Genomic DNA, 25,697 nt, shown 5'->3' with positions numbered 1-25,697 from the left:
GCTCCTTATGAGTTTTATTCGTACTTATTTGCATAAGTGAAAAAGGGGAGAAGATCCATGATAAATAATCTTGTGGTAGTAGGTTCAGGTGTAATGGGAAGAGGCATTGCATACGTAGGAGCTGTTGGAGGATACGATGTTACATTAGTCGATGTGACTGAATCGGCTTTAGAAAATGCCCGCAAGGAAATTAACAGTATCTTTGAAAAAGGATTGACACGCGGTAAAATATCTGCCGAAACAGTAGAATCTTCGAAAAATAACCTTTACTATTCTACTAATTTACAAGAAGCAGCGAGTGGAGCAGACTTGGTGATTGAGGCTGTTCCTGAGAAAGCAGAGATTAAAAAGCAAGTTTTTGAAATACTTGAGGAATATGCACCCGAGCATTGTTACTTTGCTACAAATACTTCAACTATGAGTCCGACGGAAATTGCGGCGTACGCAAAACGCCCGGAAAAAACAATTGCGATGCATTTTTTTAACCCTGTACATAAAATGCCGCTTGTTGAAATCGTTCTTGGTTTGGAAACAAGTGATGAAACAGCGCAAGTTATTAAGGAAGTTGCGGAACAAATGGGGAAAGAAACGGTTTTGATTAATGAATTTCCAGGGTTTGTAACAAGCCGCATTAGCGCATTAGTCGGTAACGAAGCTTTTTATATGCTGCAAGAAGGACTGGGTTCGCCAGAGGATATAGATAAAGCGATTAAATTAGGGCTTAATTATCCAATGGGACCATTTGAACTTGTTGATCTCGTCGGATTGGATGCACGTTTAAATAACTTAAAGTATTTACATGAAAAGCTAGGTGAAAAATATCGTCCTGCTCCATTATTAGAGCAATATGTAAAGGCAGGGCGTTTAGGACGTAAGTCAGGCAAAGGAGTATATGATTATACTAACAAAGAAAAAGAGGCGGTTAAAAAATGAGAGAAGTTGTCATTGTAGATGCTGTTCGAACACCGATAGGCCGGTATATGGGAACTTTAAAAAATGTACGCCCCGATGATTTAGGAGCGGTCGTCATAAAGGCACTTGTGGATCGCAACCCGAATCTTCCTGTAGATCAAATTGAAGAAGTAATTTTAGGCAATGCTAACCAGGCTGGTGAAGATAATCGTAACGTGGCAAGAATGTCCACCTTATTAGCAGGTCTCCCTGTTAGTGTCGCAGGTACAACGATCAACCGATTATGCGGGTCCGGACTGGATGCTGTGATGTATGCAGCCAGAGCCATTGCGATCGGCGAAGGTGATATTTATATCGCAGGTGGTACTGAAAGTATGACACGTGCGCCTTTTGTTATGGCCAAACCTGATAAGGAATTCCCACGCGGCACCATGGAACTGCAGGATACAACGATCGGCTGGCGCTTCACTAATAAGAAATTAGAGGAAATGTATGGAGTAGATTCTATGCCTCAAACTGCTGAAAACGTGGCACAGCGCTTTAACGTTTCACGCAACGATCAGGATCAGTTTTCCTTTGAGAGCCAGCAGAAGGCTAAAAAAGCGATTGAAGAGAATCGTTTTGCAGAAGAGATTGTGCCGGTCGTATATAAAGACCGCAAGGGAAATGAAATTGTTGTAGATACTGATGAGCACCCGCGTCCAGATACAACGTTAGAAAAGTTAGGAAAGTTAAAACCTCTTTTTGAGGGTGGTACTGTTACAGCGGGTAATGCTTCAGGCGTCAACGATGGAGCTTCAGTATTATTAATTATGAGTTCCGAAAAAGCAAAGGAATTAGGATTGAAGCCTCTTGTGAAATATGTAGTTGGAGCAACGGCTGGATTAGAGCCTGCCATAATGGGACTTGGACCGATTTTTGCCACAAGAAAAGCATTGCAACGAGCGAATTTGACAGTGGAAGATATCGGGTTAATCGAGTTAAATGAAGCGTTTGCTTCCCAATCATTGGAGTGTATTCGTCAATTAGAATTGGATCAAGAGAAAGTAAACGTTAATGGGGGAGCTATTGCGTTTGGGCATCCGCTGGGAGCGAGCGGGGCGCGGATTTTAACGACCTTGATTTACGAAATGAAAAAGCGTAATGTTCAATATGGCCTAGCTACCATGTGTATTGGTGTTGGTCAAGGTATAGCAGCCATTGTAGAAAACGTAAAAGAATAAAATGAATGCCCTTATTTGGCAAAATGCCGGGTAAGGGTTTCTTATTCATAAAAAGGAGTGTAGAAAGTGTCCCGTATTTTATATAAAATAGAAAATAATATAGCGTATGTAACAATCAATCGGCCTGATGTATTAAATTGTTTCGATTTTGAAACATTAAAGCAGCTGCAGGAAGTGATAGATTCTATTGAATTAGACCCGGAAGTGAGAGTAGTAATTTTTACAGGCGCGGGTGAGAAAGCTTTTAGTGCAGGTGCTGATTTAAAAGAACGTAAAACTCTAACAGAAACTCAAGTAAGAAGAAACGTAAAGGCGATACGAGATGTATTTAACAGTATTGCCTCACTTCCACAGCCAACGATTGCAGCGGTAAACGGTTATGCATTTGGTGGAGGTTTTGAGCTCATGCTGGCATGTGATTTTTCTGTTGCTGTAGAGGAAGCGATGTTGGGCCTTACAGAGACAAGCTGGGCCATAATTCCGGGGGCAGGCGGTACGCAGCGCTTACCGCGACTAATTGGTGAAGCAAAAGCTAAAGAACTAATTTTTACAGCAAGAAAGATCTCTACTACAATAGCTTATGAATGGGGAATACTTACAAGAGTTGTAAAGAAAGAAGAGTTAATGAGGTCTTGTGAACAGTTTGCGACAGAAATGATGAACAATGGCCCTGTTGCTTTAAGGCAAGCGAAGTATGCTATTAATCAAGGAATGAACGCAGATTTGCAAACCGGCCTAGCTATCGAGTCAAAGGCCTATGAGTTAACGATACCTACAGAAGACCGTCTAGAGGCTTTAAGGGCTTTTAGTGAGCGTAGGACTCCTAATTTTACGGGGAAATAGTGATGCAAAAATTAAGAAATATCAGATATGATAGTAATAAGTTCCTTAGTGCTTCACAGTAAAACATTAACGGGCTGTGTAAAAAGAAAGAGTGAGATATCAATGAGCACCAACACGCAATCAATGATTTTTACTATTTATGGCGATTATATACGTCATTATGGGAATAAAATTTGGATTGGAAGTCTAATACGTCTGTTAAAAGAGTTTGGGCATAACGAACAGGCTGTTCGTGTAGCTGTTTCGCGAATGCTGAAACAAGGGTGGATTCAGTCAGAGAAAAAAGGAAATAAAAGCTATTATTTCCTGACCACCCGCGGTGTCAATCGCATGGAAGAGGCGGCCCGAAGAATTTTTAAATTGAATCCACATGAATGGGATGGAAAGTGGAGAATTTTAATGTACACCATTCCGGAAGAAAAGAGACAAATTCGTGATGAATTTAGAAAAGAGTTGCATTGGAGCGGTTTTGGAAGTTTTACTAGCGGCTGCTGGATATCTCCTAACAACTTAGAAAAGGAAGTTGAACTCCTAATCGACAAGTACGATATTAAGCCATATGTCGATTTCTTTCTATCGGAATATAAGGGCCCAAAAGAAAGTCAATCACTTGTAGAGAAAAGCTGGTCATTAACGGATATTAAAGAAAAGTACGAGCAATTTATCTCGATTTACAGCCAGAAATATATCGTAAATCAAAGCATTATGCAAAGAGGAGAGATGACCGATGCGGAATGTTTTGTGGAAAGAACCATTATCGTCCATGAGTATCGGAAATTTTTATTCATCGATCCCGGATTGCCGAAAGAGTTGCTGCCTTCACGCTGGAGCGGCAATCATGCGGCTTTGTTATTCAATCAATATTACAAAATGTTAGCTGAGCCGGCTAATCGTTTCTTTGAGGACGTCTTTCAGGAAGATAATGATCTGCGGAATAAAGACCAATCCTATAATGCTTCCGACCATCCTTTAATCAGTGAAAATTCCTAGGAGATATGCTCCTAGGAATCTTTTTATTTACTAATGATATCTTTAAATTCATATCCTTTCTGTACGTAAGTATCAATGGAAAGTTGAATTAGATCCAAGTCTTTGTCGTTGATTTCCCGTACTACTTTACCAGGGGATCCCATAACGAGAGAACGAGGAGGAATCTTCTTTCCGGAAGGAATAAGTGTATTGGCGCCTATGATACATTCTTCACCGATTTCGACCCCGTCTAAAATAGTGGAGCCCATTCCAATAATTGATCGTTTTCCAATTTCACAACCATGCAGGATAACATTGTGGCCTACTGTCACCTCATCTTTAATAACAACCGGGCAGCCTTCGTATAAGTGGACAGTAGAGTTATCTTGAATGCTGCATCTTTCTCCAATTGTGATAGCGCCTTCATCTGCGCGCAGAACAGCATTAAACCAAATGGTCGAGTTCTTTCCTACTGTTACATCCCCAATTAAAAAGGCACCAGGTGCGATAAAAACAGTCTCGTGAATACGAGGCTGATTTCCTTTGTGAGAAATAAGCATTTAAATCCCCCTTTTCATTTTCATAATTGTTTTTATTTTAATTCTATTATAACATTATTTATAAGGGGAGGCGAAAAAATGAAACATGTATCTAAACAATTACATATTAAATATCCCATTATTCAGGGAGGTATGGGAAACATCAGCAATGCGGCTCTTACAGCGGCTGTATCAGAAGCTGGAGGCTTGGGAACGGTTGGATGTGGTACCATGACACCGGATGAAGTAGAGAAAATTATTCTAGAAACTAAAAAGAGAACCAACAAGCCATTTGCTATAAACATTCCTATTAATGTAACACCTTTTTTAACGGGTATGATCAATCTTGTTATAAAATATAAGATTCCGATCGTATCATTATCTGCGGGGAATCCTGCTCCCCTTATTCCGATGCTTCATGAACATGGTATAACAGTGATTGCAGTAATAGCTTCTGTAAAACATGCCATAAAAGCAGAAGAAGCAGGGGCTGATCTATTGGTGGCAGAAGGATTTGAGGCAGCAGGGATTAATTCCAGCCTCGAACTTACCACTTTCACGCTCATTCCACAAATTGTAAAGAGAGTAAAAGTGCCGGTGATTGCTGCAGGGGGAGTTGGTGATGGAAAAGGGCTGGCAGCCGCATTGATGCTGGGAGCCAGTGGTGTACAAATAGGTACACGCCTGATTGCTACAAAGGAAGCCCCATTTCATGACACATATAAACAAAATTTGATTCATGCAAGTGATACCGATACGGTTATTGTCGGGCGTTCTGTCGGGCGTGTTCGAAGGGTGTTTAAGACCCCATACGCGCAGAAACTGCTTAAAATAGAAGGCCGCGGGATGACTTTAGATGAATATAATGAGATGACTTCTGAAAAGCAGCACGTAATGGGAGCTGTTTTAGGGGACCTAGAAAATGGATTTATTAATAGTGGGCAGGTAGCAGGATTGATTTCGTGTGTTCCCAGTGTGAAAGAGCTGTTGGACAGTATGATTGAGGAAGCCAAAATACAAATGAGTAGATCGACAAAAGATTTTGAAGCTTTCACATCTTAATAAAAAGCAGGAGGGTTCGACATGAAATCAAATATGACTGAACAGGGAGTCCATCAAAGGTATTACAAGGAAATCTTTGATAAGTTCGAACAAGAGCCTTTTGCCCAATTTCTTGGTATGAAATTAATTGAGATGGGAGAAGGTACTGCAACTGCGGAATTAGATATAAAGGATCATATGTTAAACTCACATGGTACTGTCCATGGAGCAATCATCTTTTCTTTAGCTGATTATGTCTTTGCAGCAGCCAGTAATTCCTATGGAAAAACTTCTGTCGGATTATCAACAAATATTAATTTTATGGCTCCAGGCCGAAACGGATCACGTTTAAAGGCCATAGCTGTAGAAGAGAAACGCAATAATCGTACGGCATGGTATAAAATTCGAGTGGAAAGTGAAGGCGAACTTTTAGCTTCAATGGAAGCATTGGTTTATCGTAAAAACCATTATTTTGTTCCTGTTGAATAAAAGTGACAGGAGCATTGGATGTACTTATAGGGGTACCGCCACATCCCCATCAAGCTAACAACCTAAATTACTATGTATGAAATAATCTTTGTTATAAAACTAGCAAGTGATAGAAAAGTAGCATGCTAAAGAAGCCTATTAAAACGCCATTTTTAGCGGATCCGAATGTAGCATAATATACATTATAAGAGGTAAAAACCCTTGGATTTAACGAGAAATCCAAGGGTTTTATAACATAATAGGCATTATATTTTATTAGCATTGTCTTTCTTAATTTTACAAAGTTTTTTTAAAATATGTGAAATTTGAAGAAAAAGAGAGAAAGAAAGAGAAAAACACCGAAAATAAATATAAAATTGAATTTTTAGAATATTTACAATAAAGAGATTATTATGTATGATAATGACAAGCAATCCCACAATACAAAGAAAGGAGATAACAGATTAGACCAGAAGAAAGAAGGTGATTCCAATGAAGTGAGTTAGGCGAAAGCGTGTTATACATACGCTGGGTATTAACACGATTACGTTTTTCCAAGAGATCACACTTTTCCAATGTAAACCTTTTTTTCTAAATCGAGCGTTAATCTCCTGTTAAAATAAGCTGAAAGGGTTTGTAAAAGATAATGAATGAAGAAATAGTGTAAGCGACCTTGTGATTCCTAAGTGGATGATCGAGGTCGCTTACTGTTGTTTTGTGCGCTTTTTTCAATCAGGTTGACATAAAATTCCTTTGAGGCAGTATATTGTTTTCACATTCTTATGCTATTGTTTGATTAAAAGTTTGTAATTCTTTTAAGTTAACTAGTTCGACCTTTTTTGAGTCCTGGTTTACAATTTCACAGTAACCTGAGCTATATATGTACATTATTTTATATAGTTTTCCTTCATATAATACAACGGATCCTTTTTCTAATTTCTCTAACAAGCAGATACTCCCCCTTTTAAATCCTCTCTCTTTAATAATTAATTATAGGAATATCTCTTATATATGTAAACTTTATTTTATTTTTAGTTAACAAATCACTTTATTGTATATCTATACAAACCTAATTTACATAAAACAACCTTTCGGAAGTTGGAAGACGAAGCATAAAAAAACGAATCCCTTGGGGCAAAAGGGATTCGCTTTTTTTTTAGTGGTCATTCTTATTTTTATTGTTTATGCAGGATTTTATACAGCGTGGATAAATCAACGTTTTCTGCTTCTGAAGAAGCCCGGAATGTTACTCTTTATGTATTTTGATACATTAGTAATTCGTATAAAAGTTTTGGTTATATTCATGAAATCATTCTATCGGCTATGATGTAGAAAACGAGGAAAGAAGATGGATATGTATGCCAAATTGTTCCATCAACATTAAGCCATCAAAGGTTAGGACTTTTTTGGAGGAGTTGGAAGTGAATAGACAAGTGTGTAGTGAACTGACCCTACAAATGTTCCACTGTTTTTAATCTCTATTTCAATTGCTTTACCCTTAGGAATACTTATTGTATCGCCTGCTTCTACTTGTTCATTAAGTTTGCCTTTTCTTGTTCTAAAGTAACCAACAAAAAAGTACCTGAAGGTCCAGTATTTGTTATCGTTAATGATACTGTTTTCCCCTCATCTTTTGGTTCTAAAAATAGTCTTTGTTGCTCCTCCTGGAATGTCTTGGTCTCCAGTAATTTGAATAGTACTATCTGAAATTGTTACAACGGGTACTGACATATTATTTCACCCCTTTCAAATTTGGTACTATATTCTATGAAAAATGGGGACATGCTGAAACGACAAAAAATAGACGAATAAAATAATTGATATAAAAGTTTTTTTAATATAGTGGTACCCCCAATGTAACAAAACCTCTATTAAGTTACATTCAGTTTGTTGAAAATACTGATCTTATCTGACGGACTAGAGCAGTAACCCTGTGACTAGGCCTATGAAGCCCGTAATAACGTGCCTTCTTGTCGAAAAGTTTTATTGACAAATGATGCTATTTGGTAATACTATATACTAGTAGTCAGTATTACTAAATATCAGTAACACAAAATACCTGTGATACAGTGTATGGAAAAAAATAAGTGAAATACAAATGGAGGAAAGAATTTGGAAAATATCACAGAAATGCTGAAAGGGGTGCTTGAGGGTTGTGTACTTGAGATCATCAGCCGTGGAGAAACTTACGGCTATGAAATCACGCAACAGCTGCGAGAACTTGGCTTCACTGATGTGGTTGAAGGCACAGTTTATACGATTACCATGCGGCTTGAGAAAAATAATCTGGTGGACATCGAGAAAAAGCCATCCACTATAGGACCGCCGAGAAAATTTTACACACTCAACGTAGCAGGTCAAGAACAACTTGAAATTTTTTGGAAAAAGTGGGATTTTGTCTCAAGCAAAATTAACGAACTAAAAACTAATAAAATCAAAAGGAGAGAAGTAAAATGAATATTTTTGAAAAAATTATCGGAAGTCTGGATGACAAGCGGGAATGGAAGGCGATGGAGGCGCGTGCGAAGGCACTTCCAAGTGAGTACCGCAACGCTTACAAAGCTATCCAAAAATATATGTGGACAGCTGGTGGTCCCTCAGACTGGAAGGACTGCAGCCGTATCTTTGGCGGCATTCTCGACCTCCTCGAGGAAGGTGCAGCGGAAGGCAAGAAAGTCACCGACCTCACCGGCGAGGACGTGGCCGCTTTCTGCGACGATCTAGTGAAGGATGAGAAAACTTGGAGGGACAAATATCGCACGAAGTTGAACGATACGATTGGTCGTGGCTAACGGAGAAATCCTAGTGGATTTTCGCCTAGCATCGACACTAACGACGCAAACCGTCTCTGGGAACGACTTGGCTTCCTTTGCCGATGAACTAGTGGCAAACGCTAAAATCTATGTCGACAAGTTTCGTGAAGATTTGAATCAGAGTATCATGAAGCGATTGGGAAAAAAGTAAATTCAATAGATAATTCCTACTGAATAGCTGGTTACAAATGTAATGTGTCACCTTCACTATTCAGTTATATTTTTAACCAGGTAGTAAGTAATACAGAATATCAGTCAGACTGAGTAGAGAAGTATAGGCAATTTAGCGCCTTGCTGCGCTTTTTATAAGGAGGAAAAAAGTATGAGCAATGCAGCGATTTCTGTAAAAGGGTTAAAAAAATCCTTTAAAGACAAGGAAGTCTTAAAGGGGGTGGATTTTGAGGTGCGGCGTGGCGAAATTTTCGCACTGCTGGGCTCAAATGGAGCGGGCAAGACGACGATGGTCAACATCCTCTCGACGCTGATGAAGCCCGATGACGGCGAAGTAGGGATTTGCGGCTTTGACGTCCAGCGTCAACCGGATCATGTTCGCCAGAGCATCAGCCTGACAGGACAGTTCGCAGCTTTAGACGGCATGCTCACCGGGCGGGAAAACCTGATGATGATCGCCAAGTTACGGGGAGTTTCCAATCCCGCTCAAGTCGCCGACAATCTGCTTGCAAGATTCAGCCTGACCGATGCGGCCAACCGCCGGGCGGACAAATATTCCGGCGGGATGAAGCGCCGGCTTGACATCGCCATGAGCCTGAGCGGGACGCCAGCAGTCATTTTTCTCGACGAACCGACGACAGGGCTTGACCCCGAAGCCCGGATTGAAGTCTGGGATACCGTCAAGGAGCTTGCTGGCGGCGGCACGACCATCTTGCTGACGACCCAGTACCTGGAGGAAGCCGAACAACTGGCGGACCGTATCGCCATCCTGCATGGCGGAAAAATCATCACCACCGGTACCCTTACCGAACTCAAAGAGATGTTCCCGCCAGCGAAAGTGGAGTACATCGAGAAGCAGCCGACATTGGAGGAAATTTTCCTCGCGATCATCGGCAAAAAGGAGGAGATGTAAATGAAAAGCAAAACAGGGGTATTACTAGGGCGTTTAATGCGCAACATCATGCGCAGCCCTGATACGATTATCACGGTGGCGATTATGCCGATTATGATGATGCTGCTGTTTGTCTACGTATTTGGCGGCGCCATAGAGACAGGCACGGACAACTACGTCAATTATTTATTGCCGGGAATCTTGCTGATGGCTATCGCATCCGGCGTCGCTTACACTTCCGTGCGGCTGTTTACGGATGTAAAGAGCGGGCTGATGGCGCGTTTCATTACCATGCCCATCAAGCGCTCGTCGGTATTGTGGGCTCACGTGTTGACCTCGCTTGTTTCCAATGCGCTTACTGTCGTGGTGGTTATCCTCGTCGCGCTCTTGATGGGCTTCCGTTCCAGCGCTGATATCCTGGATTGGCTCGCGGTAGCTGGGATACTAGGGCTGTTTACGCTGGCGCTGACATGGCTGGCGGTCATTCCCGGATTGACAGCGGGGTCTATGGAAGGGGCAACAGCCTACTCGTACCCGCTGATTTTCCTGCCTTTTATCAGTTCGGCCTTTGTCCCCACCGAAACCATGCCTAAAATTGTCCGTGCGTTCGCTGAGAACCAGCCCGTGACTTCAATCGTGAATGCGATTCGTGCCCTCTTATATGAAGGGGCTGTTGGCAACGATATCTGGTTCGCGCTTGCCTGGTGCGTCGGCATCATGGTCATCGCTTACTTCTTCGCCAGTAAAGCATTTAAACGCCAGTTAGGGTAAGCACACCATTATGGGATTAGCCATATCAATAGTTAGCCGATCTTAACACGTTTACCAATGAATCATTAAGCGTAACAAATATATACGAACAAATAAAGCATAAATATTTTGAAATTTATTGCTAACTCTGGTCTTGCTTCTTTACTTAATTACCGTTGGAAGTCGGTTGGTAATTACTCTGAACAAATAATGAATACTACCGAGATAGGCAATATAGAATATGCAATAAAATTTATGGGTAAGTTCTTTAAAAGTGTCGGGAATAGTAATTTAGAAATTGGAGATTACGAAGAAATCCGTGAAGAAGACTTCAAGAAAATCCCTAACCCACTTGGAATAATTGGAGACTATTGAAAACCGATTAATTAATCTTGCAAAGACCCAATTATAAGGTTTACTTCTTCAGCTAACGGGTGCAAGAGCATTAGAAAAGCAACGCCTTAAACGCATATCCGGATTGCTGTTCATTCAGAAAATGAAGTTCGAAGAGAAATGACTAAACGCGCCCTAGTGACTGCATACGACCAATTATCTGATAATAACTCCTTACAAGCCAATCCTCTAACGAAGAAAGAACAAATCGAAAGCCTAAAAGAAATCAATTCATTCACTCTCCGACCCTATAGCAAAAGCGATTTAGACGCGAATATCTTCTCTCATTATGAAATGAGCAAACTTACGCAGCTTCCAACAGCAGATGTTCAACGGGAATTTTCTGAAGAGCTGGAAACAAATCGCAATGTCGAGGTTACGATTCCGAAAGTCTTCACCAAAGGTGGATTTTTGATTGGTCATGCAGAAGACAAAGGAGAACAAATCCCGATTTTAATTCCAACCGACAACCCGGATGAGCTATTTAAAGGGTACATCTATCAGGGATCCATGAGAAAAGGAAAAGGCACAGTCGTTAAAAATTTCGTCGTAGAAGGCTGCTTACATCATAACCTTAGTTTTATCGTCCCTGATGCCATTTGTGAGAGTGGTCATCGAGGGATGGCAGATGGAATCCGGGATAGTCTTCCACCGGAAAAAATCATTGATCTTGATTTAACAAGCGAATATCGGATTCCCCTTGATCTAAGTGAAGTTGTAAAAAAATTAGGTAAAGACGGAAGCAACCGTTTTGCAAGCGAAATGATCAGCATTTTCGGTGACCTGGAAAACATGGCCAGGAGCCGAAAATATCTGCGTGAAGCTGCAAAAGCAAGTGGTGGAAGTTTATTTTTAACGAAAATGATGATTGAAGATGAGGAATTCTGTGAAATTCGTATCCATGAATTAAAAGCAGAAGGGCAATTACGGTTAGCTGGAGAACTTGAAAAATGGGGAACCAATGCTGATCTAGGGAATAAGGTAGATAGCATTATCAACAGATTGGATGAATTCTTTGGTGATGATAATCTGTTTGATATTTTCGGGTCAGCCTCCGATCCCAGAATTGAATTTTGAAAAATGGATGGAAGAAGGAAAGGTTGTTATAGTTCGGGTTCCAAACAGAAAATTATCCGAGATTGCCGTCAAGACTTTGATGCACTGGATCACACTGAAAACATTCATGACCTGCCAGTTGATGGAGAAAGAAAATCGAGGAGCAGGTACGTTTATTGTCTTTAAGCCGTATGATAATTCGTTTCTAACCAAACGGCATGCACAAATATATGGTCGACATTGGAGTGATGTCGAGAAAATGACTTCCAAAGAGATAGGGTAAAAATTTCATATTCTTTTGATAAAAGAAGATGTTTTCAGGTGTCTTCTTTTATTTTGCCTAAATTTCTTTTTCTTTTAAATTGGTCCTTGCGATGACTTTAAGGGATGAAGGAGAAACAACATTCATTCTTTGCTGTTTTGGACGAACCTCACCAATTTTAAAGAGCGCAAAATTTAAGTGGTTGTTACTGTTTATACTGTGGCGTTGTTTCAAAAGAGAATTCCATTGATTTTTATTCCGGTAAATCTAAGGAAAAAAAGCAGCCAAGAGCTAATTTAAAAAGCTTTGGCTGCTATTCATGTTTCGAAACTTCCGGTGAAAACAATCGATAAAATTAAATTTATTGTGCTTGGATAAATATATTATTTTAAACTCTTTTAGCGCGTCTTTACTTTTATTTTTCTTTAATGGCATGGGGAGTAATGCAACGAAAAGAGACCGGTGATGATAAAACAATAGATGTATTAAGATTTCCATAAGGGGTTAACCGATCTATAAGTTTACTTAGATGATCCATCCCGGTAACCGCAGCCTTAAGCAAATAGCTAACAGAACCGGTTAACCGATGACACTCGATGATATCTGGGTCTCCCATAATCCATTTCTCGAATTCTACATAAGAAAATATCTTGATTTCACTTACCTGAATATAAACAATTACATCCAGTCCAATTGCTTTGGGAGATACACGTGCATTGAATCCTTCTATAATCCCCTTCTCTTGCAGACGTTTTAAACGCTCCGTAATACTGGGACGACTAAGGGATAATTTCTTCGATAAATCACTTATTGAAATACGTCCGTCCATTTGAAGAATTTCAAGAAGACGAATATCTAATTGATCCATATAATGCTCTCCTTTTAAAATGAAGTTAAAACACAAAAAACTTATGCAAAATATAATGCTTAGTGCTTGAAATTTATGCAATTTGATATATTAATAGATTTAATTATACCTTATCATTATTAATGCAGACAAAATTTTCCCAATAATTAAATAAGAGAAAGATCATGTTGACAAACAAAGATTAAGATAACTGGCACATTATGAATTTATATGAAAACTTTATTACTATCTTTTTTTATCTTTTCAAAGGAGGAAGGAAATGAAAAGTGGGATGCAAGTGGGAGATACTGCAGCTGTAATGATAGTGGTAACACCTGAAATGTTTGCCCGGTTTGAGGGGAAAGTCGTCCATCCAGCTTATTCAACAGTTTCCATGGTTTATCATATGGAATGGGCATCCAGGAAAATTATTTTACCGTATTTAGAGGAAGAGGAAGAAGGAATCGGTGGAGCCGTATCCGTCAAACATGTCGCACCGACCGCAGAAGGTTCAATCGTAACTGTTACTGCTACTGTATCGAACATTCAAAATAATGTAATCGTTACCAAAGTGGAGTCGCGAAACGAAGAGATGGTCATTGGAGTGGGAGAAGTCAAACAAGTCATTTTACCGAAAAGGGAAATCGAAAAGAAACTTCGTCAGTCGATCCATTAACAGTAGAAAGACTTTGTTTTTTCTCTTTTTTTGTAAGCGTTTTCTAATATATTCATAGTGATAATGGGGGAAAAGTAGATGAATGTGATGAAACAAGCTCCACAAACAACGGAAACAGTTATTGAAAAAATGCATGAACATGAGCAAATCGTATTTTGCAATGACCCGTCAACAGGTCTAAAAGCAATTATCGCCATCCACAATACAACACTCGGCCCTGCATTGGGAGGCTGCCGAATGCGCCCGTATCGTACGATGGATGAAGCATTGGAAGATGTATTACGATTATCAAAAGGGATGACATATAAATGTGCAGCTGCCGATGTAGACTTCGGAGGAGGAAAAGCGGTGATCATCGGTGATCCAGCAACGGATAAAACACCGGCTTTGTTTAGAGCCTTCGGTCAGTTTGTCGATTCTTTAAACGGCCGTTTTTATACAGGCACTGATATGGGGACTTCAACTGATGATTTCATCCATGCTTCAAAAGAAACGAACTGCATCGTAGGAATCCCTGAAGCGTACGGAGGGGGCGGTGATTCATCTGTTCCGACTGCTCTAGGAGTCATTTATGGCTTAAAAGCAACGAATAAAGTCGTTTTTGGTACAGAAGATCTTTCTGGTAAAACATACATAATCCAAGGTCTTGGGAAAGTAGGTTACAAAGTAGCAGAACAATTGCTTGAAGCTGGCGCCGATTTATATGTAAGCGATATTAATGAAGATGCACTTAAGGACATTCAAGTACGTGCGAAACAATTAGGAAGCATCGCACGCCATATAAGTAAAGATGAGGTGTATTCTGCAGATGCGGATGTATTTGTTCCATGTGCTTTCGGCGGAATTATTAACGATGAAACAATCGAACAGTTAAAAGTAAAAGCAGTGGTTGGATCAGCTAACAATCAACTTCTTTTGGAAAAACACGGAGAAGTTCTGAAACAAAAAGGAATTTTATATGCTCCCGATTACATCGTAAATGCTGGAGGTTTAATTCAAGTAGCAGATGAACTATACAGCTACAATAAAGAGCGAGTGTTAACGAAAACAAGATCTATTTACACATCGTTATTGGAAGTGTACAGACAAGCAGGGCTAGATGATATCACGACACTTCAAGCGGCTAACCGTCTTTGTGAAAAACGTATGGAAGACCGCAAAAAGCAAAATAGCTTTTTCACACATACAAAGCGTCCTAAATGGGATATTCGTAAATAATAATGAAATTTCTACTAATGAGGTGATGAAATGACTTCAAAATTTCCAATATTTCAAATCGTCGATGAAAGCGGACAATTAATAAATGAACAGTACAAGGATGTAATAACAGAAGAACTTGTCAAAAAATTCTACTATAATATGGTGCGCATTCGTACCTTTGATCGAAAAGCTATTAGTTTGCAGCGTCAAGGAAGACTTGGGACATACGCACCGTTTGAGGGTCAGGAAGCTTCTCAAGTCGGAAGTGCACTGGCTCTTCAAAAAGATGACTGGGTGTTCCCAACGTATCGTGACCACGGTGCCACTTTAACATTTGGTGCCAGCATGGATCGTACGTATTTATATTGGAAAGGCCGTGTTGAGGGATGTGTTCCTGAAAAGGGGAAAAAGATATTTCCTCCTGCAGTTCCAATTGCTACTCAAATCCCGCATGCCGCAGGGGCTGCGATGGCGGAAAAAAGAAAGGGAACGAAAAATGCAGCGATTGCTTATTTTGGCGATGGAGCCACTTCAGAGGGCGATTTCCATGAAGGGTTGAACTTTGCCAGTGTGTTTCAAGCTCCTGTTATCTTCTTTAATCAAAATAACGGGTTCGCCATTTCTGTGCCGATTGAAAAGCAAATGAATTCCGAAACGATTGCACAAAAAGCACTCGCCTATGATATGCCAGGTGTCCGTGTTGATGGAAACGATATATTTGCCGTGTATTTTCAAACAAAGGAAAGGCTTGACCGCGCTCGTAAAGGAGAAGGCCCAACTTTAATTGAAGCAATAACATGGAGATATGGTGCCCATACGACGGCGGATGACCCGACTAAATATCGCAATCAGTCAGACAGCGACACAATTCGGGAATTTCGGGATCCTCTTCTTCGAGTGGAGCGCTATATGAAGTCAAACGGCTTATGGGACGAAGAATGGGTGACAAAAATCAAAGAAGAAACCGCAAGCGAAGTGGAACAGGCGGTAAAAGACATGGAGAGCTTTCCAAAACCGAATGTCAATGATTTATTCGATTATGTATTTGAAAAGCCGACCTGGACCATTGCCAAACAAAAAGAACAATATCTTCAATTAATCGGGAGGGAATCTTGATGATTGTAACTATGGAGAGACCGTTAGAAAATCATAACGCAAAAACGAATCAGCTAACACTTGTCCAGGCTGTAACAGATGGGTTGCGTACGATGTTAAAAGAGGATGAGCAAGTCCTTTTGCTTGGAGAAGATATCGGTAAAAACGGGGGAGTATTCCGGGCTACAGAGGGCTTGCAAGAACAATTTGGGGAAGATCGTGTTATTGATACGCCGCTGAGTGAAGCAGGGATTATCGGAGCTTCTATCGGAATGGCGGTCAATGGATTCAAACCTGTAGCGGAAATGCAGTTTTTTGGATTTATCTATCCTGCGTATGAGCAGATCATGACACACGTATCACGCATTCGTATGCGTACGATGGGGACCTACACAGTTCCAATGGTTATACGCGCTCCATACGGTGCAGGCATCAGTGCTCCGGAAGTTCACTCAGACAGTGTGGAAGCATTGTTCACTCATATGCCCGGAATTAAAGTTGTATGCCCGTCTTCTGCTTATGATGCAAAAGGTCTGCTAATCGCAGCAATTGAAGATCCGGATCCAGTCTTATTTTTAGAGTCCATGAGAATCTACCGTGCCAACCGTGAAGAGGTCCCGGAAGGCAAATACCTGGTAGAAATCGGAAAAGGGAAAAGGCTCAAAGACGGAGATGACGTTACGGTTATCGCTTGGGGAGCGATGGTACCAGTAGCAATGAAAGCAGCTGAACAGGCTGAAAAAAACGGCATAACATGTGATGTCATTGATTTACGTACCCTTTATCCAATTGATAAGGACATCATTGCAGAATCCTTTCAAAAAACAGGACGTGCTGTTATTGTTCATGAAGCCCATGAAACAGGCGGAGTTGGTAATGATATTGTTTCGATTATTAATGATACATCATTTCTGTACATGAAAGCTCCGATTGAGCGTGTAACTGGTTTTGATGTTCCGGTTCCATTGTTTGCACTGGAAGAACATTATTTACCAACACCTCAGCGAGTATTAAAGGCAATCGAAAAAGTTGTTCATTTCTAGGAGGGGAAAACATTGGTTGAAGTAAAACTTCATGATATCGGTGAAGGAATGACAGAGGGAGAAATTATTCATTATTTCGTCAAGGTGGGGGATGCGGTTAAGGTGGACCAGCCTCTTGTAGAAGTACAAACAGATAAAATGGTGGCGGAGCTTCCTTCTCCAGCCTCAGGAAAAGTTAAGAACATTATTGTTGATAGTGGTACCACGGTATCCGTCGGTACTACGCTCCTTGTGCTGGAAACAGAAGCGGGAAAATTGGTAGAAGCAGCAATGGAAATGAATCTCGAAGAAGCCGCTCCTAAAAAGTCCGAGGCCTTAACAATACAACCGCAGCAAACAGCTCCAGTTGAAGAAAAAGGTGAAAAAAGATTCATCATTGCTGCGCCTTATACGAGAAAAATAGCGCGCGAGTTTCGTGTAGATATTAACGAAGTAACAGGTACAGGCGCATTTGGGCGCATCACAGTAGAAGATTTATATAACTTTGTTAAAAAACGAGATAAGTTCCAGTCTTCTGAAGAAATGAAAGCGGTTTCCGTTGAAGTGACCGAAGAAAAAACAGAACCAAAACAAGAGATTCAAAAGCAGAAGGTACAGAATGTAAAAGAAACAAATGAAGAAGCAGTAGTGATTCCTTTTAGAGGACGCCGCAAGCAAATTGCGAAGAAAATGGCCCAATCACTATATACGATTCCTCATGTGACACATTTTGAAGAGGCGGATTTAACCGAGCTGCTTACATATCGAAATGATTTAAAAGAAATGAATATTAATGTTTCGGCTGTTGCCTTCTTTATTAAAGCGATCGTGGTGGCATTAAAACAATTCCCTGTATTCAACGCGAAACTTGATGAAGAAAACGAAGTGATTCGGCTAGAAAAAGAATATAACATTGGAATAGCTACTGATACAGAAGACGGCCTAATTGTGCCTGTCATTCATCATGCTGATAAATTGTCCGTTCGCCAAATTCATGAAAAACTTAAAGAGTTAACTAAAAAAGCGCAAGAGGACAAATTAACACCGACTGATATGAGAGGCAGCACATTTACAATCAGCAACGTTGGTCCTTTAGGAAGCATCGGCGCAACTCCGATTATTAATCATCCGGAAACCGGGTTAATTGCGTTTCATAAGACGAAGAAAATGCCTGTTGTTATGGAAAACGATGAGATTGCTATTCGCTCCATAATGACAATGTCGATGGCGTTTGACCACCGTGTTGCAGACGGTGCTACAGCCGTTGCCTTTACTAATCGATTTAAACAATTGATTGAAAACCCAAAGTTATGGCCTATTGAACTAACATAGTAATATATAAATCAACGTAATTCAAATACATGACCATTTCTAATTCATGATATAAAAGTATGTTTATGTAAATACCTGCTATTCAGTTTTTAATATTAAGCAGCAGATTGTTTCTGCTCTAACTTCCGCTTTGTGCAATCTGCTGCCTACTTTATGCTATTATTAATACCTTGGAATCAATTACAAAAATTAAATCCCTTGCAGACTTATTGCCCCAGAACATCCAAAAAAGAAAATCGAATTTTGTAAGTAGCACACTTATAAAGAAATTGGTGAATGACTCCCTATGGTTATTTTCGTAAGTAAATCATTTGGATCTGAAACTAAACCTCGTTTCCTCGCAAATACGACAGATTAGATACTTGAAAAAGCAACAATTTTTACGAAAAAAGCCATAAAAAAAGAGCATCAGTAAATGTGTATGTTCAGGATTAGAGGAATTTTCCAGGTGGGCAATGTTCGTTATTGCACAGGTAGCCCAGGGAAAGTTCATTTTGATCTCGAAAATCTTGTGTATTTATTAATAGAGTTTAGGAGGAATAAGTAATGAAATCTGCACCACTGCAAAAGAAGTTGTTGCCTCGACATATAAGTTTGATGGCAATGGGAGGAGCAATAGGTACCGGGATTTTTAAAGGAAGTGCTGAAACCGTATCATTAGCAGGACCGGGGGTTATCTTTTCTTATGTGTTTGCAGGGCTATTGCTTCTTGTTGTTATGGGAGCTATTGCTGAAATGGCAATCGTCTATCCGAACACAAACATGAAGGGATTTGTTCAGAAAGCATTCGGCAAGCGCGCCTCCTTTGTTATGGGCTGGATGTATTGTTTCATGTGGTTGGCGGTAAGTGTCATTGAGGTAGTCGTTGCGGGAAGCTTCTTGCAATATTGGTTTCCATCCATTCCGCTATGGGAATTAAGTTTAGGCTGTGCAGCTTTAGTCATTGGAATTAACATGATGAATGTTAAAAATTATGGGGAATTTGAATTTTGGTTCGCCGGCATTAAAATCGCAATGATTATGGTATTTATCGTCTTAGGAGCTAGTATATTATTTGGTTTCATCCCAAGCCATGAATCCAACTATCTGCAAAATTTTACTCATCATGGAGGGTTTTTCCCAAATGGGTGGATGTCGATATTTACAGCGCTTTTAATTGTTATGTTTTCTTATGGAGGTTCTGAACTAATTGGACTAACAGTACCGGAAGTAAAAGGTGCAGAACGTATTTTACCCAAGGTTATTAAAAGTTTTATTTGGAGAATTATTTTGTTTTACACGCTGCCAATTCTTGTAATCTGCGGTTTAATTCCTTGGAATGAACTTAGCCACCAGGCAAGTCCGTTTGTCCAGGTGTTATCGATGGCCGGCTTGCAAGGATCAGCTCACATTATGAATTTTATTTTAATTACAGCTGTCTTATCAGCAGCTAACTCTGGTATATATGGTTGTACGCGGATGCTGCATTCTTTATCGGTGGAAGGGGAAGCTCCAAAGTCTTTCTCTTATGTATCAAAAAACGGTGTTCCATTGTATAGTTTAATGTTAACTGCAGTTGTATTAATCGGAGGTTCTATGATTGCATTTATTGCACAGGATAAGGTATTTATGTTATTAATGGCGGTTCCTGGGTTTGTCGTATCATTGGTATGGATCAGCATTTGTTTAGCACAGTTAAAACTTCGTAATTCCTATCCAAAAGATCCGAGCTTTAAATTATGGGGGTTCCCATATGTAACAGCTTTTACAGTAGTTACGTTATGTATTATTTCCGTCATATTTGTGCTAAATGAACAGAATCGAGTAAGTATTATTACTTGTCTCGTTGTTTTAGCTGTGTTGGTCGCGATTTCCATCTTTAAATTTAAAAATGTAGATAAACAGATTACAAATTTAAAAGAAGAAAATATAGTATAGCCTTATCTAAAGATATATGAGAATATGTAATCCGAATTATTAATATGATATGGGTAAAAATTGCCCATATCATTTTTTTACATCTAAGCATTGATTGAGAATGATTCAATGGAAAGAATGGAAGAATCCTCGTATGAGGGTTCGAACATAGAGAATTTAGGTGCGGGGAAATTATCGTAAAGGATCTTGGTGAATCGCAAAAAATCCTATTCAACACTCAACCCTTGGTACCGCGTTCTAGCGTAACTAAGGGTTAAAGGGTATATTAAAAGTCCCTCTTTCGTTTGATTATTGAAAATCTACTTTTCTCGGTTTGTGGCGTTATTGATGGCAACATTAGCACTTCGCCCACTTTGTTGCCCACTGCACCTTCATCAATGGCACCAGCAACTGTGCCAACTGGACCCACGGCAGCACCCGCAACAGCACCGACTCCGGTTCCTACAGCCTCACTAGCGTTGTTATCAGCACGATTAGTTTCTTTGTTATCAGTCATCGATCTCACTCTTTGGATTGTTATGGGAAGCGGTAATTCATGACTCCACATTCCCATAACATATTTTGCCCAACCGAGGACGATTTACGCAGAGAGTTAAAATGAGTTGTACACCAGAAGAATGTTAAAAGTAAGTGAAAAGAAAACAACAGTTCATAGGTGAATAGAAAATACAAAGGACTCCCTTTTGGGAGTCCGATGCATGTAGTAATTATTCTAAGGGGGTCACTTAGAAATTTTAAAGAGGAAAAATAGATAATATCACACCTTAGTTCTTTACGAATTAAAAGACACTGATTAGGTGTCTTTTAGAAGCATGTTGTTTGAAGATGATTTAATCCATTTTATGCCTTGATTAATAAAAAGAGCAAGGCAAAATTGTGAAATTTCTATATGAAGGGTGTCGAGCCTTGCTCTTTATTATTTAAATTGTTCAAATTGGGAAATAAAATACAATTTTTGAAATTTAATAAAATCTACCGTTAAGGGAAAGTAACTATTTTAGAATTATAATGGATGCTTTTATAACAAAAAAAAGGCGTCAGATTGACGCATCAATTTGAAACAAAACATGTTGAAGAGTTTATGAAAGATTACTTTATGATTATGAGAAAAATGTTGAAATATGACAGACAAGCGGGATTGTAAACAACGATCATGTGCAACAAAAGTGAAGGTGCTTGTGCGGCCGAGCTTAGGTAGTATCATATAGCGGGTGGGATTCCCGTCGAGTAAGAACTAGCCATTCGCTCGTAGAGAGTCTTGGAGGGCTAAAGGTAACTTTAGCCTTTAATAATTAACAGAATATAATGATACTTTATAATATAAAACTCAGATTTAAGCAGGGTTTTAGTTTTACGGACAGACTAACACTTAAAAATACTGCTGTCCTTCCTTGACAGGGAAGGGGGCAATATAACTTTTTTTAAATGTTGTGTGATAAATACCTCGACTATTATGACTTGCATGTATTCTTATTCCCAATATTAATGTTATTTTTTGATATATACTTTAATATATATGTTAATTTTATCTTATATCTAATTGTATAAGTTATCTTTAATTTCAGTGATATATCAAATTTAAAATTAACAAAAGCATATTTACATATTAAATGTTGAGAAAAATAAAAAGACCGCAAAGCTTTCTTTAAGAAACGCTTTACAGCCTTTTGATCCCTTAATTTTTTTAGAAAATAATCAAAGGTACTACCTTCGGAATCAAATGCGCGATATAAATACACTCATAGACCTTTCACCTTATATACCTTTTATACACCCTCCTACGGAATGGCGAGGCCGATTGACCTGAAGAGCCTTGATTAAGGTGGAATCATCATTCAGAGATAACAAATATATACAATTGATATATAGGCACTAGTAGGGATAAAGTCTCCCAAGTTTATTCGGAGTGTGACATCGTCTTGAAAGATCATATTGATTTTTAAAAATATTTAATTTATTCTATTAAAATAAATTAATATGTTAGAAAATTGAATAATTAGTTTTATTTGGGGGTTTTATTTTGAGGATTATCGAGAAAATCAGCAACTTTGCTGGGAAAACATTTACGTTATGGGTTTTGATCTTTGCGGTTATTGCTTATCTTTCGCCTGATCACTTTAAGTGGTTGGGAGGCTATATTGTTCCTCTATTAGGGATTGTTATGTTTGGAATGGGCCTGACACTCGAGTTATCGGATTTTAAAGAAGTGCTCAGAAGACCAAAAGAAGTGTCGCTTGGGGTCATCGGTCACTTTATCATCATGCCTCTGATCGCCTTTTTACTGGCTGTCGGACTGCATTTACCTAAGGATGTAGCAGTCGGCGTAATTTTAGTAGGATGCTGCCCAAGCGGAACAGCTTCCAATGTCATGGTATTTCTAGCAAGAGGAAATGTGGCGCTGGCAGTTGCGATTGCTTCTGTTTCGACGATTCTTGCACCGATTGTCACACCGCTGCTCATTCTGCTGTTTGCAAGCAAGTGGGTCAATATAAGCGTTTTGTCCTTATTCCTTTCGATTGCACAAGTAATCATTATTCCATTAGTAGTTGGCTTTATCATTAAAAAGCTTTTTGGAAAGCAGGCAAGGGCTAGTGCAAAAGCCTTACCACTCGTTTCAGTTATTGCCATTGTGTTAATCGTATCGGCTGTCGTAGCGGGTAGCGCAGCCAAAATTGCGCAAACAGGTCTGCTTATTTTTGGAGTCGTGATCCTTCATAATCTGCTTGGATTTTTGCTTGGATTTTTCTTTGCTCGTTTATGTGGAATGGACCTGGCAAAACAGAAGGCTGTATCGATGGAAGTTGGCATGCAGAATTCTGGTTTGGGAGTGGCTATCGCCACCGCCCATTTCTCGCCTTTAGCGGCTGTACCAAGTGCTATTTTCAGCGTCTGGCATAATCTATCCGGTTCCGTTCTCGCTAATATTTACAGCCGGATGAAAGACAAAAACCAAAAGGATCAAGGCATCAACCATGACATGCAGCTGTAGATAAAGGAGGCTGCCCCTGGAAACCACCCCGCTTAATCGTGCAGGGTGGTTTTCGCTTTATTTAGAACGAATTTACAGTTTTATCCCCCTTTCAGCTCTGCACGATCATTTTATATATTTTCTTGAATAAGTAGGTTGGCGTTCACCTTGATAAGTAGAAGGTATGTAAGTAGATACCCAGTAGGGAATATAAACTTATTCAAAGAAACGCTTCTTACGTTTATGTAAGAGACTAGTTTAGGAACAAATTGAAGTTTGGACAAATAGTATTTCTAGTTAGAATTGTGGGAAAAGCGTATAGTAGATAGTTTCCATTGAATTTCGAAAAAAGAAGGCACCCAGCTTTCCTTGTTCGAATGCTAGAGCCTTCAACGGACCGTTATCAGCCGTATGATAATTCGTTTCTAACCATAGGGCATGCACAAATGTATGGTCGACATTGGAGAGAGGTCGAGAAAATGACTTCCAAAGAGATAGGGTGAAAATTTCATATTCTTTTGATAAATGAAGACATTTTTCAGATGTCTTCTTTTTATTTTGCCTAAATTTCTTTTCCTTTTAAATTGGACCTTCCGATGACTTCAAGGGGTACGGAAACGATCCAATATTTCAGGGGCCTCTATGGAAAATAAAACCAAAATCCAAAAATTAGAGATGTATAATGTCAATAAAATTGTTCCAGAAAAGGGCCAGATTGTGGAGGAAACAGAAAAAGTAAGTATACTAATTAAAGAACCTATGTGAAGTGTTTTGAAAGAAATCTTTTCGATATCAATATGATAAGTTTATGTCTCATATCGGAAAGACGGACAGATAAAAGTTCATCATAATATAGGACAAAATCAACGATTTGCCCAAAAACGCAAAGAAACGTTTGCAATTATGCAAACGTCTCGTGGAGGTGAAATCTATAAAGGTTGGATGCTGGTGTAGTAATAACATATGACCTAAAAATAAAATTGAGTGGACAAGTGCTGATTTAAAGTGAATTAAGCAAGGGAATAAATAAATAACAATAGGACAGATTAACTAAACCTGCCTTTTGTGCCGTACGATTTATTAGCCTATAAAAGAAGTTCCTACAATGATAAGAAGAATGAACAATACCACGATTAATACAAAAACACTGCCACCATAGAAGCCACCACCATATCCATAACCGCCGCATCCAAATCCATATCCAAAGCCCATATTTATCACCACCTATTAGATTATCCGAAGAGAACACACTCTCTATTTATAATATTTTTTTAGACAAGGTTCGATTGGACAATCATCATAGTGTTAGGGCAAAATCAGCTATTTGCTTAAACAATTTCTAAAAATAGAAAGAGCGTCTGCAATGTATACAAACGTCTCATCGTTGGTAACTATCTATAACAGGAAGTTTAGTATTAATCCCAAATATTAGGGCGATCAACTTCCATTGTTCTTAAATAATCTAAGAGTTGCCCTGTATGCACTGCTTCATGATATGCGATACGCATTAACATATCTCCTAATGAACGAATATACCCTACATCAGAGCGATTAATTTTAATTGTATTAAGATCTCCATTAGAAAAGGAATGAACGGTTCGTAAAAATTGTTTGTGATAAATCTCTGCAAAATCTAATTCATCTTCAATTGATATATACGGTCTTTTTTCAAATGGAGAATGGAAATCCTTCACACTTCCCCTATTTTCAATAGCTAGATAATAATAATACTCAGATTCTAATACGTGACGAACCATTTCTAAACATGTCATAGCCTTCTCATCTGGTTTCCAATTTAATTTGTCACTAGGAATTACTTGCCATACAGTGATACTACGTCTTCTAGTTTCTTTTAGGTTTAATACTAAGAAATCAATAGTGTTCAATTATATTTCCTCCTCCTATTCAACCATATAATTTAAGTTTACTAGAGTCTTTGAATAAAATGCAAAGGTTCTCGTTCTTTTATTTGGATATATTGACAAATATTCGTTTTATAAGAGGGTGGTTGGAACAAATGTTTCATTTCACAATAAATATTTTTGTATAAATTAAAACAAAATCCACTCATTTTTGCTAATAAGGTCTTATGACATAAAGATGAGTTAATCTTACCCATAAATCGTTTCGATATTTAGTATTTTTTCCCTGTTTTACCATAAATTATAATAATTTTATTGAATTTTTGTCTTATTGGTAATATTATGAAAACTATCTAAAAGGATTGGAGGTGTTAAGTATGATTGTTAAAGTTCAAAAAACTAGTAAAAAAGCTGCAGTTTTATACAGTTTCCCAGGTTAATAATTA

At 39.0% G+C, this 25,697-nt stretch carries 23 protein-coding genes and 2 pseudogenes; 19 read left to right on the top strand and 6 right to left on the bottom strand.

Annotation, left to right across the window (positions count from 1 at the left end; all coding sequences use genetic code 11):
* Positions 1-57: 57 nt before the first annotated feature.
* The 4 genes from AC3ANV_RS14460 to paaX all read left to right on the top strand — a co-directional run bounded on the left by AC3ANV_RS14460 (position 58) and on the right by paaX (position 3,968).
* Positions 58-933 (top strand): 3-hydroxyacyl-CoA dehydrogenase, encoded by an 876-nt coding sequence (locus tag AC3ANV_RS14460; RefSeq protein ID WP_488309453.1) that lies wholly within the window; start codon positions 58-60, stop codon positions 931-933.
* Entirely contained in the window at positions 930-2,135 is a 1,206-nt protein-coding gene (locus AC3ANV_RS14455) for an acetyl-CoA C-acyltransferase (RefSeq protein WP_488309452.1), read from the top strand. The genes AC3ANV_RS14460 and AC3ANV_RS14455 overlap by 4 nt, the downstream gene beginning before the upstream one ends.
* 66 nt (positions 2,136-2,201) lie before the next feature.
* Complete coding sequence (locus tag AC3ANV_RS14450; RefSeq protein WP_488309451.1) at positions 2,202-2,978, top strand: enoyl-CoA hydratase-related protein; 777 nt, start codon at positions 2,202-2,204, stop codon at positions 2,976-2,978.
* A gap of 102 nt (positions 2,979-3,080) precedes the next feature.
* Positions 3,081-3,968 carry a phenylacetic acid degradation operon negative regulatory protein PaaX gene (paaX, locus tag AC3ANV_RS14445; RefSeq protein WP_488309450.1) on the top strand — a complete coding sequence of 296 codons (888 nt, stop codon included), beginning with the start codon at positions 3,081-3,083 and terminating at the stop codon, positions 3,966-3,968.
* A 23-nt stretch (positions 3,969-3,991) separates the two neighbouring features.
* On the opposite strand, the gene AC3ANV_RS14440 is transcribed toward paaX, so the two are convergent.
* Positions 3,992-4,507, bottom strand: a complete 516-nt coding sequence (locus tag AC3ANV_RS14440) for a gamma carbonic anhydrase family protein (RefSeq protein WP_488309449.1) — start codon at positions 4,505-4,507, stop codon at positions 3,992-3,994.
* Positions 4,508-4,585: 78 nt separating this feature from the next.
* Here AC3ANV_RS14440 and AC3ANV_RS14435 point away from each other — a divergent pair, with 78 nt between their 5' ends.
* The 8 genes and pseudogenes from AC3ANV_RS14435 to AC3ANV_RS14400 all read left to right on the top strand — a co-directional run bounded on the left by AC3ANV_RS14435 (position 4,586) and on the right by AC3ANV_RS14400 (position 12,091).
* Positions 4,586-5,548 (top strand): NAD(P)H-dependent flavin oxidoreductase, encoded by a 963-nt coding sequence (locus tag AC3ANV_RS14435; protein WP_488309448.1) that lies wholly within the window; start codon positions 4,586-4,588, stop codon positions 5,546-5,548.
* A 21-nt stretch (positions 5,549-5,569) separates the two neighbouring features.
* Positions 5,570-6,016: a PaaI family thioesterase gene (locus AC3ANV_RS14430; protein ID WP_488309447.1), complete on the top strand. Its 447-nt coding sequence runs from the start codon at positions 5,570-5,572 to the stop codon at positions 6,014-6,016.
* Positions 6,017-8,107: 2,091 nt separating this feature from the next.
* On the top strand, positions 8,108-8,452 hold the full coding sequence (locus AC3ANV_RS14425) for a PadR family transcriptional regulator (RefSeq protein ID WP_488309446.1): 345 nt from the start codon (positions 8,108-8,110) through the stop codon (positions 8,450-8,452).
* Positions 8,449-8,959: pseudogene (locus tag AC3ANV_RS14420) on the top strand (DUF1048 domain-containing protein). Before AC3ANV_RS14425 ends, AC3ANV_RS14420 begins: the two are co-directional and overlap by 4 nt.
* A gap of 171 nt (positions 8,960-9,130) precedes the next feature.
* Positions 9,131-9,892 carry an ABC transporter ATP-binding protein gene (locus AC3ANV_RS14415; RefSeq protein WP_488309445.1) on the top strand — a complete coding sequence of 254 codons (762 nt, stop codon included), beginning with the start codon at positions 9,131-9,133 and terminating at the stop codon, positions 9,890-9,892.
* Positions 9,893-10,642 (top strand): ABC transporter permease, encoded by a 750-nt coding sequence (locus AC3ANV_RS14410; protein WP_488309444.1) that lies wholly within the window; start codon positions 9,893-9,895, stop codon positions 10,640-10,642.
* A 108-nt stretch (positions 10,643-10,750) separates the two neighbouring features.
* Complete coding sequence (locus AC3ANV_RS14405) at positions 10,751-10,996, top strand: hypothetical protein (protein ID WP_488309443.1); 246 nt, start codon at positions 10,751-10,753, stop codon at positions 10,994-10,996.
* A gap of 138 nt (positions 10,997-11,134) precedes the next feature.
* On the top strand, positions 11,135-12,091 hold the full coding sequence (locus tag AC3ANV_RS14400) for a hypothetical protein (RefSeq protein WP_488309442.1): 957 nt from the start codon (positions 11,135-11,137) through the stop codon (positions 12,089-12,091).
* Between the two features lie 656 nt (positions 12,092-12,747).
* On the opposite strand, the gene AC3ANV_RS14395 is transcribed toward AC3ANV_RS14400, so the two are convergent.
* Positions 12,748-13,200 (bottom strand): Lrp/AsnC family transcriptional regulator, encoded by a 453-nt coding sequence (locus AC3ANV_RS14395; protein ID WP_488309441.1) that lies wholly within the window; start codon positions 13,198-13,200, stop codon positions 12,748-12,750.
* A gap of 259 nt (positions 13,201-13,459) precedes the next feature.
* Here AC3ANV_RS14395 and AC3ANV_RS14390 point away from each other — a divergent pair, with 259 nt between their 5' ends.
* From AC3ANV_RS14390 to AC3ANV_RS14365, 6 genes are all read left to right on the top strand, one after another.
* Complete coding sequence (locus AC3ANV_RS14390; RefSeq protein WP_488309440.1) at positions 13,460-13,855, top strand: thioesterase family protein; 396 nt, start codon at positions 13,460-13,462, stop codon at positions 13,853-13,855.
* A 78-nt stretch (positions 13,856-13,933) separates the two neighbouring features.
* Positions 13,934-15,073 (top strand): Leu/Phe/Val dehydrogenase, encoded by a 1,140-nt coding sequence (locus AC3ANV_RS14385; protein ID WP_488309439.1) that lies wholly within the window; start codon positions 13,934-13,936, stop codon positions 15,071-15,073.
* A 30-nt stretch (positions 15,074-15,103) separates the two neighbouring features.
* Entirely contained in the window at positions 15,104-16,171 is a 1,068-nt protein-coding gene (gene pdhA / locus AC3ANV_RS14380; RefSeq protein WP_488309438.1) for a pyruvate dehydrogenase (acetyl-transferring) E1 component subunit alpha, read from the top strand.
* A complete protein-coding gene (locus tag AC3ANV_RS14375; protein WP_488309437.1) occupies positions 16,171-17,193 on the top strand; it encodes an alpha-ketoacid dehydrogenase subunit beta in 1,023 nt (340 codons plus the stop codon). The genes pdhA and AC3ANV_RS14375 overlap by 1 nt, the downstream gene beginning before the upstream one ends.
* Positions 17,194-17,205: 12 nt before the next feature.
* Positions 17,206-18,504: a dihydrolipoamide acetyltransferase family protein gene (locus tag AC3ANV_RS14370; RefSeq protein WP_488309436.1), complete on the top strand. Its 1,299-nt coding sequence runs from the start codon at positions 17,206-17,208 to the stop codon at positions 18,502-18,504.
* Between the two features lie 546 nt (positions 18,505-19,050).
* Entirely contained in the window at positions 19,051-20,421 is a 1,371-nt protein-coding gene (locus AC3ANV_RS14365; RefSeq protein ID WP_488309435.1) for an amino acid permease, read from the top strand.
* A 265-nt stretch (positions 20,422-20,686) separates the two neighbouring features.
* Here AC3ANV_RS14365 and AC3ANV_RS14360 read toward each other — a convergent pair whose 3' ends face one another.
* Both AC3ANV_RS14360 and AC3ANV_RS14355 read right to left on the bottom strand, forming a co-directional pair.
* Positions 20,687-20,974 (bottom strand): hypothetical protein, encoded by a 288-nt coding sequence (locus AC3ANV_RS14360; protein ID WP_488309434.1) that lies wholly within the window; start codon positions 20,972-20,974, stop codon positions 20,687-20,689.
* Between the two features lie 1,060 nt (positions 20,975-22,034).
* Positions 22,035-22,160: pseudogene (locus AC3ANV_RS14355) on the bottom strand (DDE-type integrase/transposase/recombinase); the annotation flags it as partial.
* A 281-nt stretch (positions 22,161-22,441) separates the two neighbouring features.
* On the opposite strand from AC3ANV_RS14355, the gene AC3ANV_RS14350 reads away from it, so the two are divergent.
* Positions 22,442-23,410, top strand: coding sequence for a bile acid:sodium symporter family protein (locus AC3ANV_RS14350; RefSeq protein ID WP_488309433.1), 969 nt, complete (start codon positions 22,442-22,444; stop codon positions 23,408-23,410).
* A gap of 1,059 nt (positions 23,411-24,469) precedes the next feature.
* Here AC3ANV_RS14350 and AC3ANV_RS14345 read toward each other — a convergent pair.
* Together AC3ANV_RS14345 and AC3ANV_RS14340 are read right to left on the bottom strand one after the other, a co-directional pair.
* Positions 24,470-24,601 (bottom strand): YjcZ family sporulation protein, encoded by a 132-nt coding sequence (locus tag AC3ANV_RS14345; RefSeq protein ID WP_488309432.1) that lies wholly within the window; start codon positions 24,599-24,601, stop codon positions 24,470-24,472.
* Positions 24,602-24,804: 203 nt separating this feature from the next.
* The gene (locus AC3ANV_RS14340; protein WP_488309431.1) at positions 24,805-25,275 is read right to left on the bottom strand and encodes a DinB family protein; all 471 of its coding nucleotides are present in this window, start codon (positions 25,273-25,275) and stop codon (positions 24,805-24,807) included.
* Positions 25,276-25,697 lie beyond the last annotated feature (422 nt).

Source organism: Neobacillus sp. DFD-2R (genome assembly GCF_057747865.1).
This window is presented reverse-complemented; position numbering and strand designations above follow the sequence as displayed.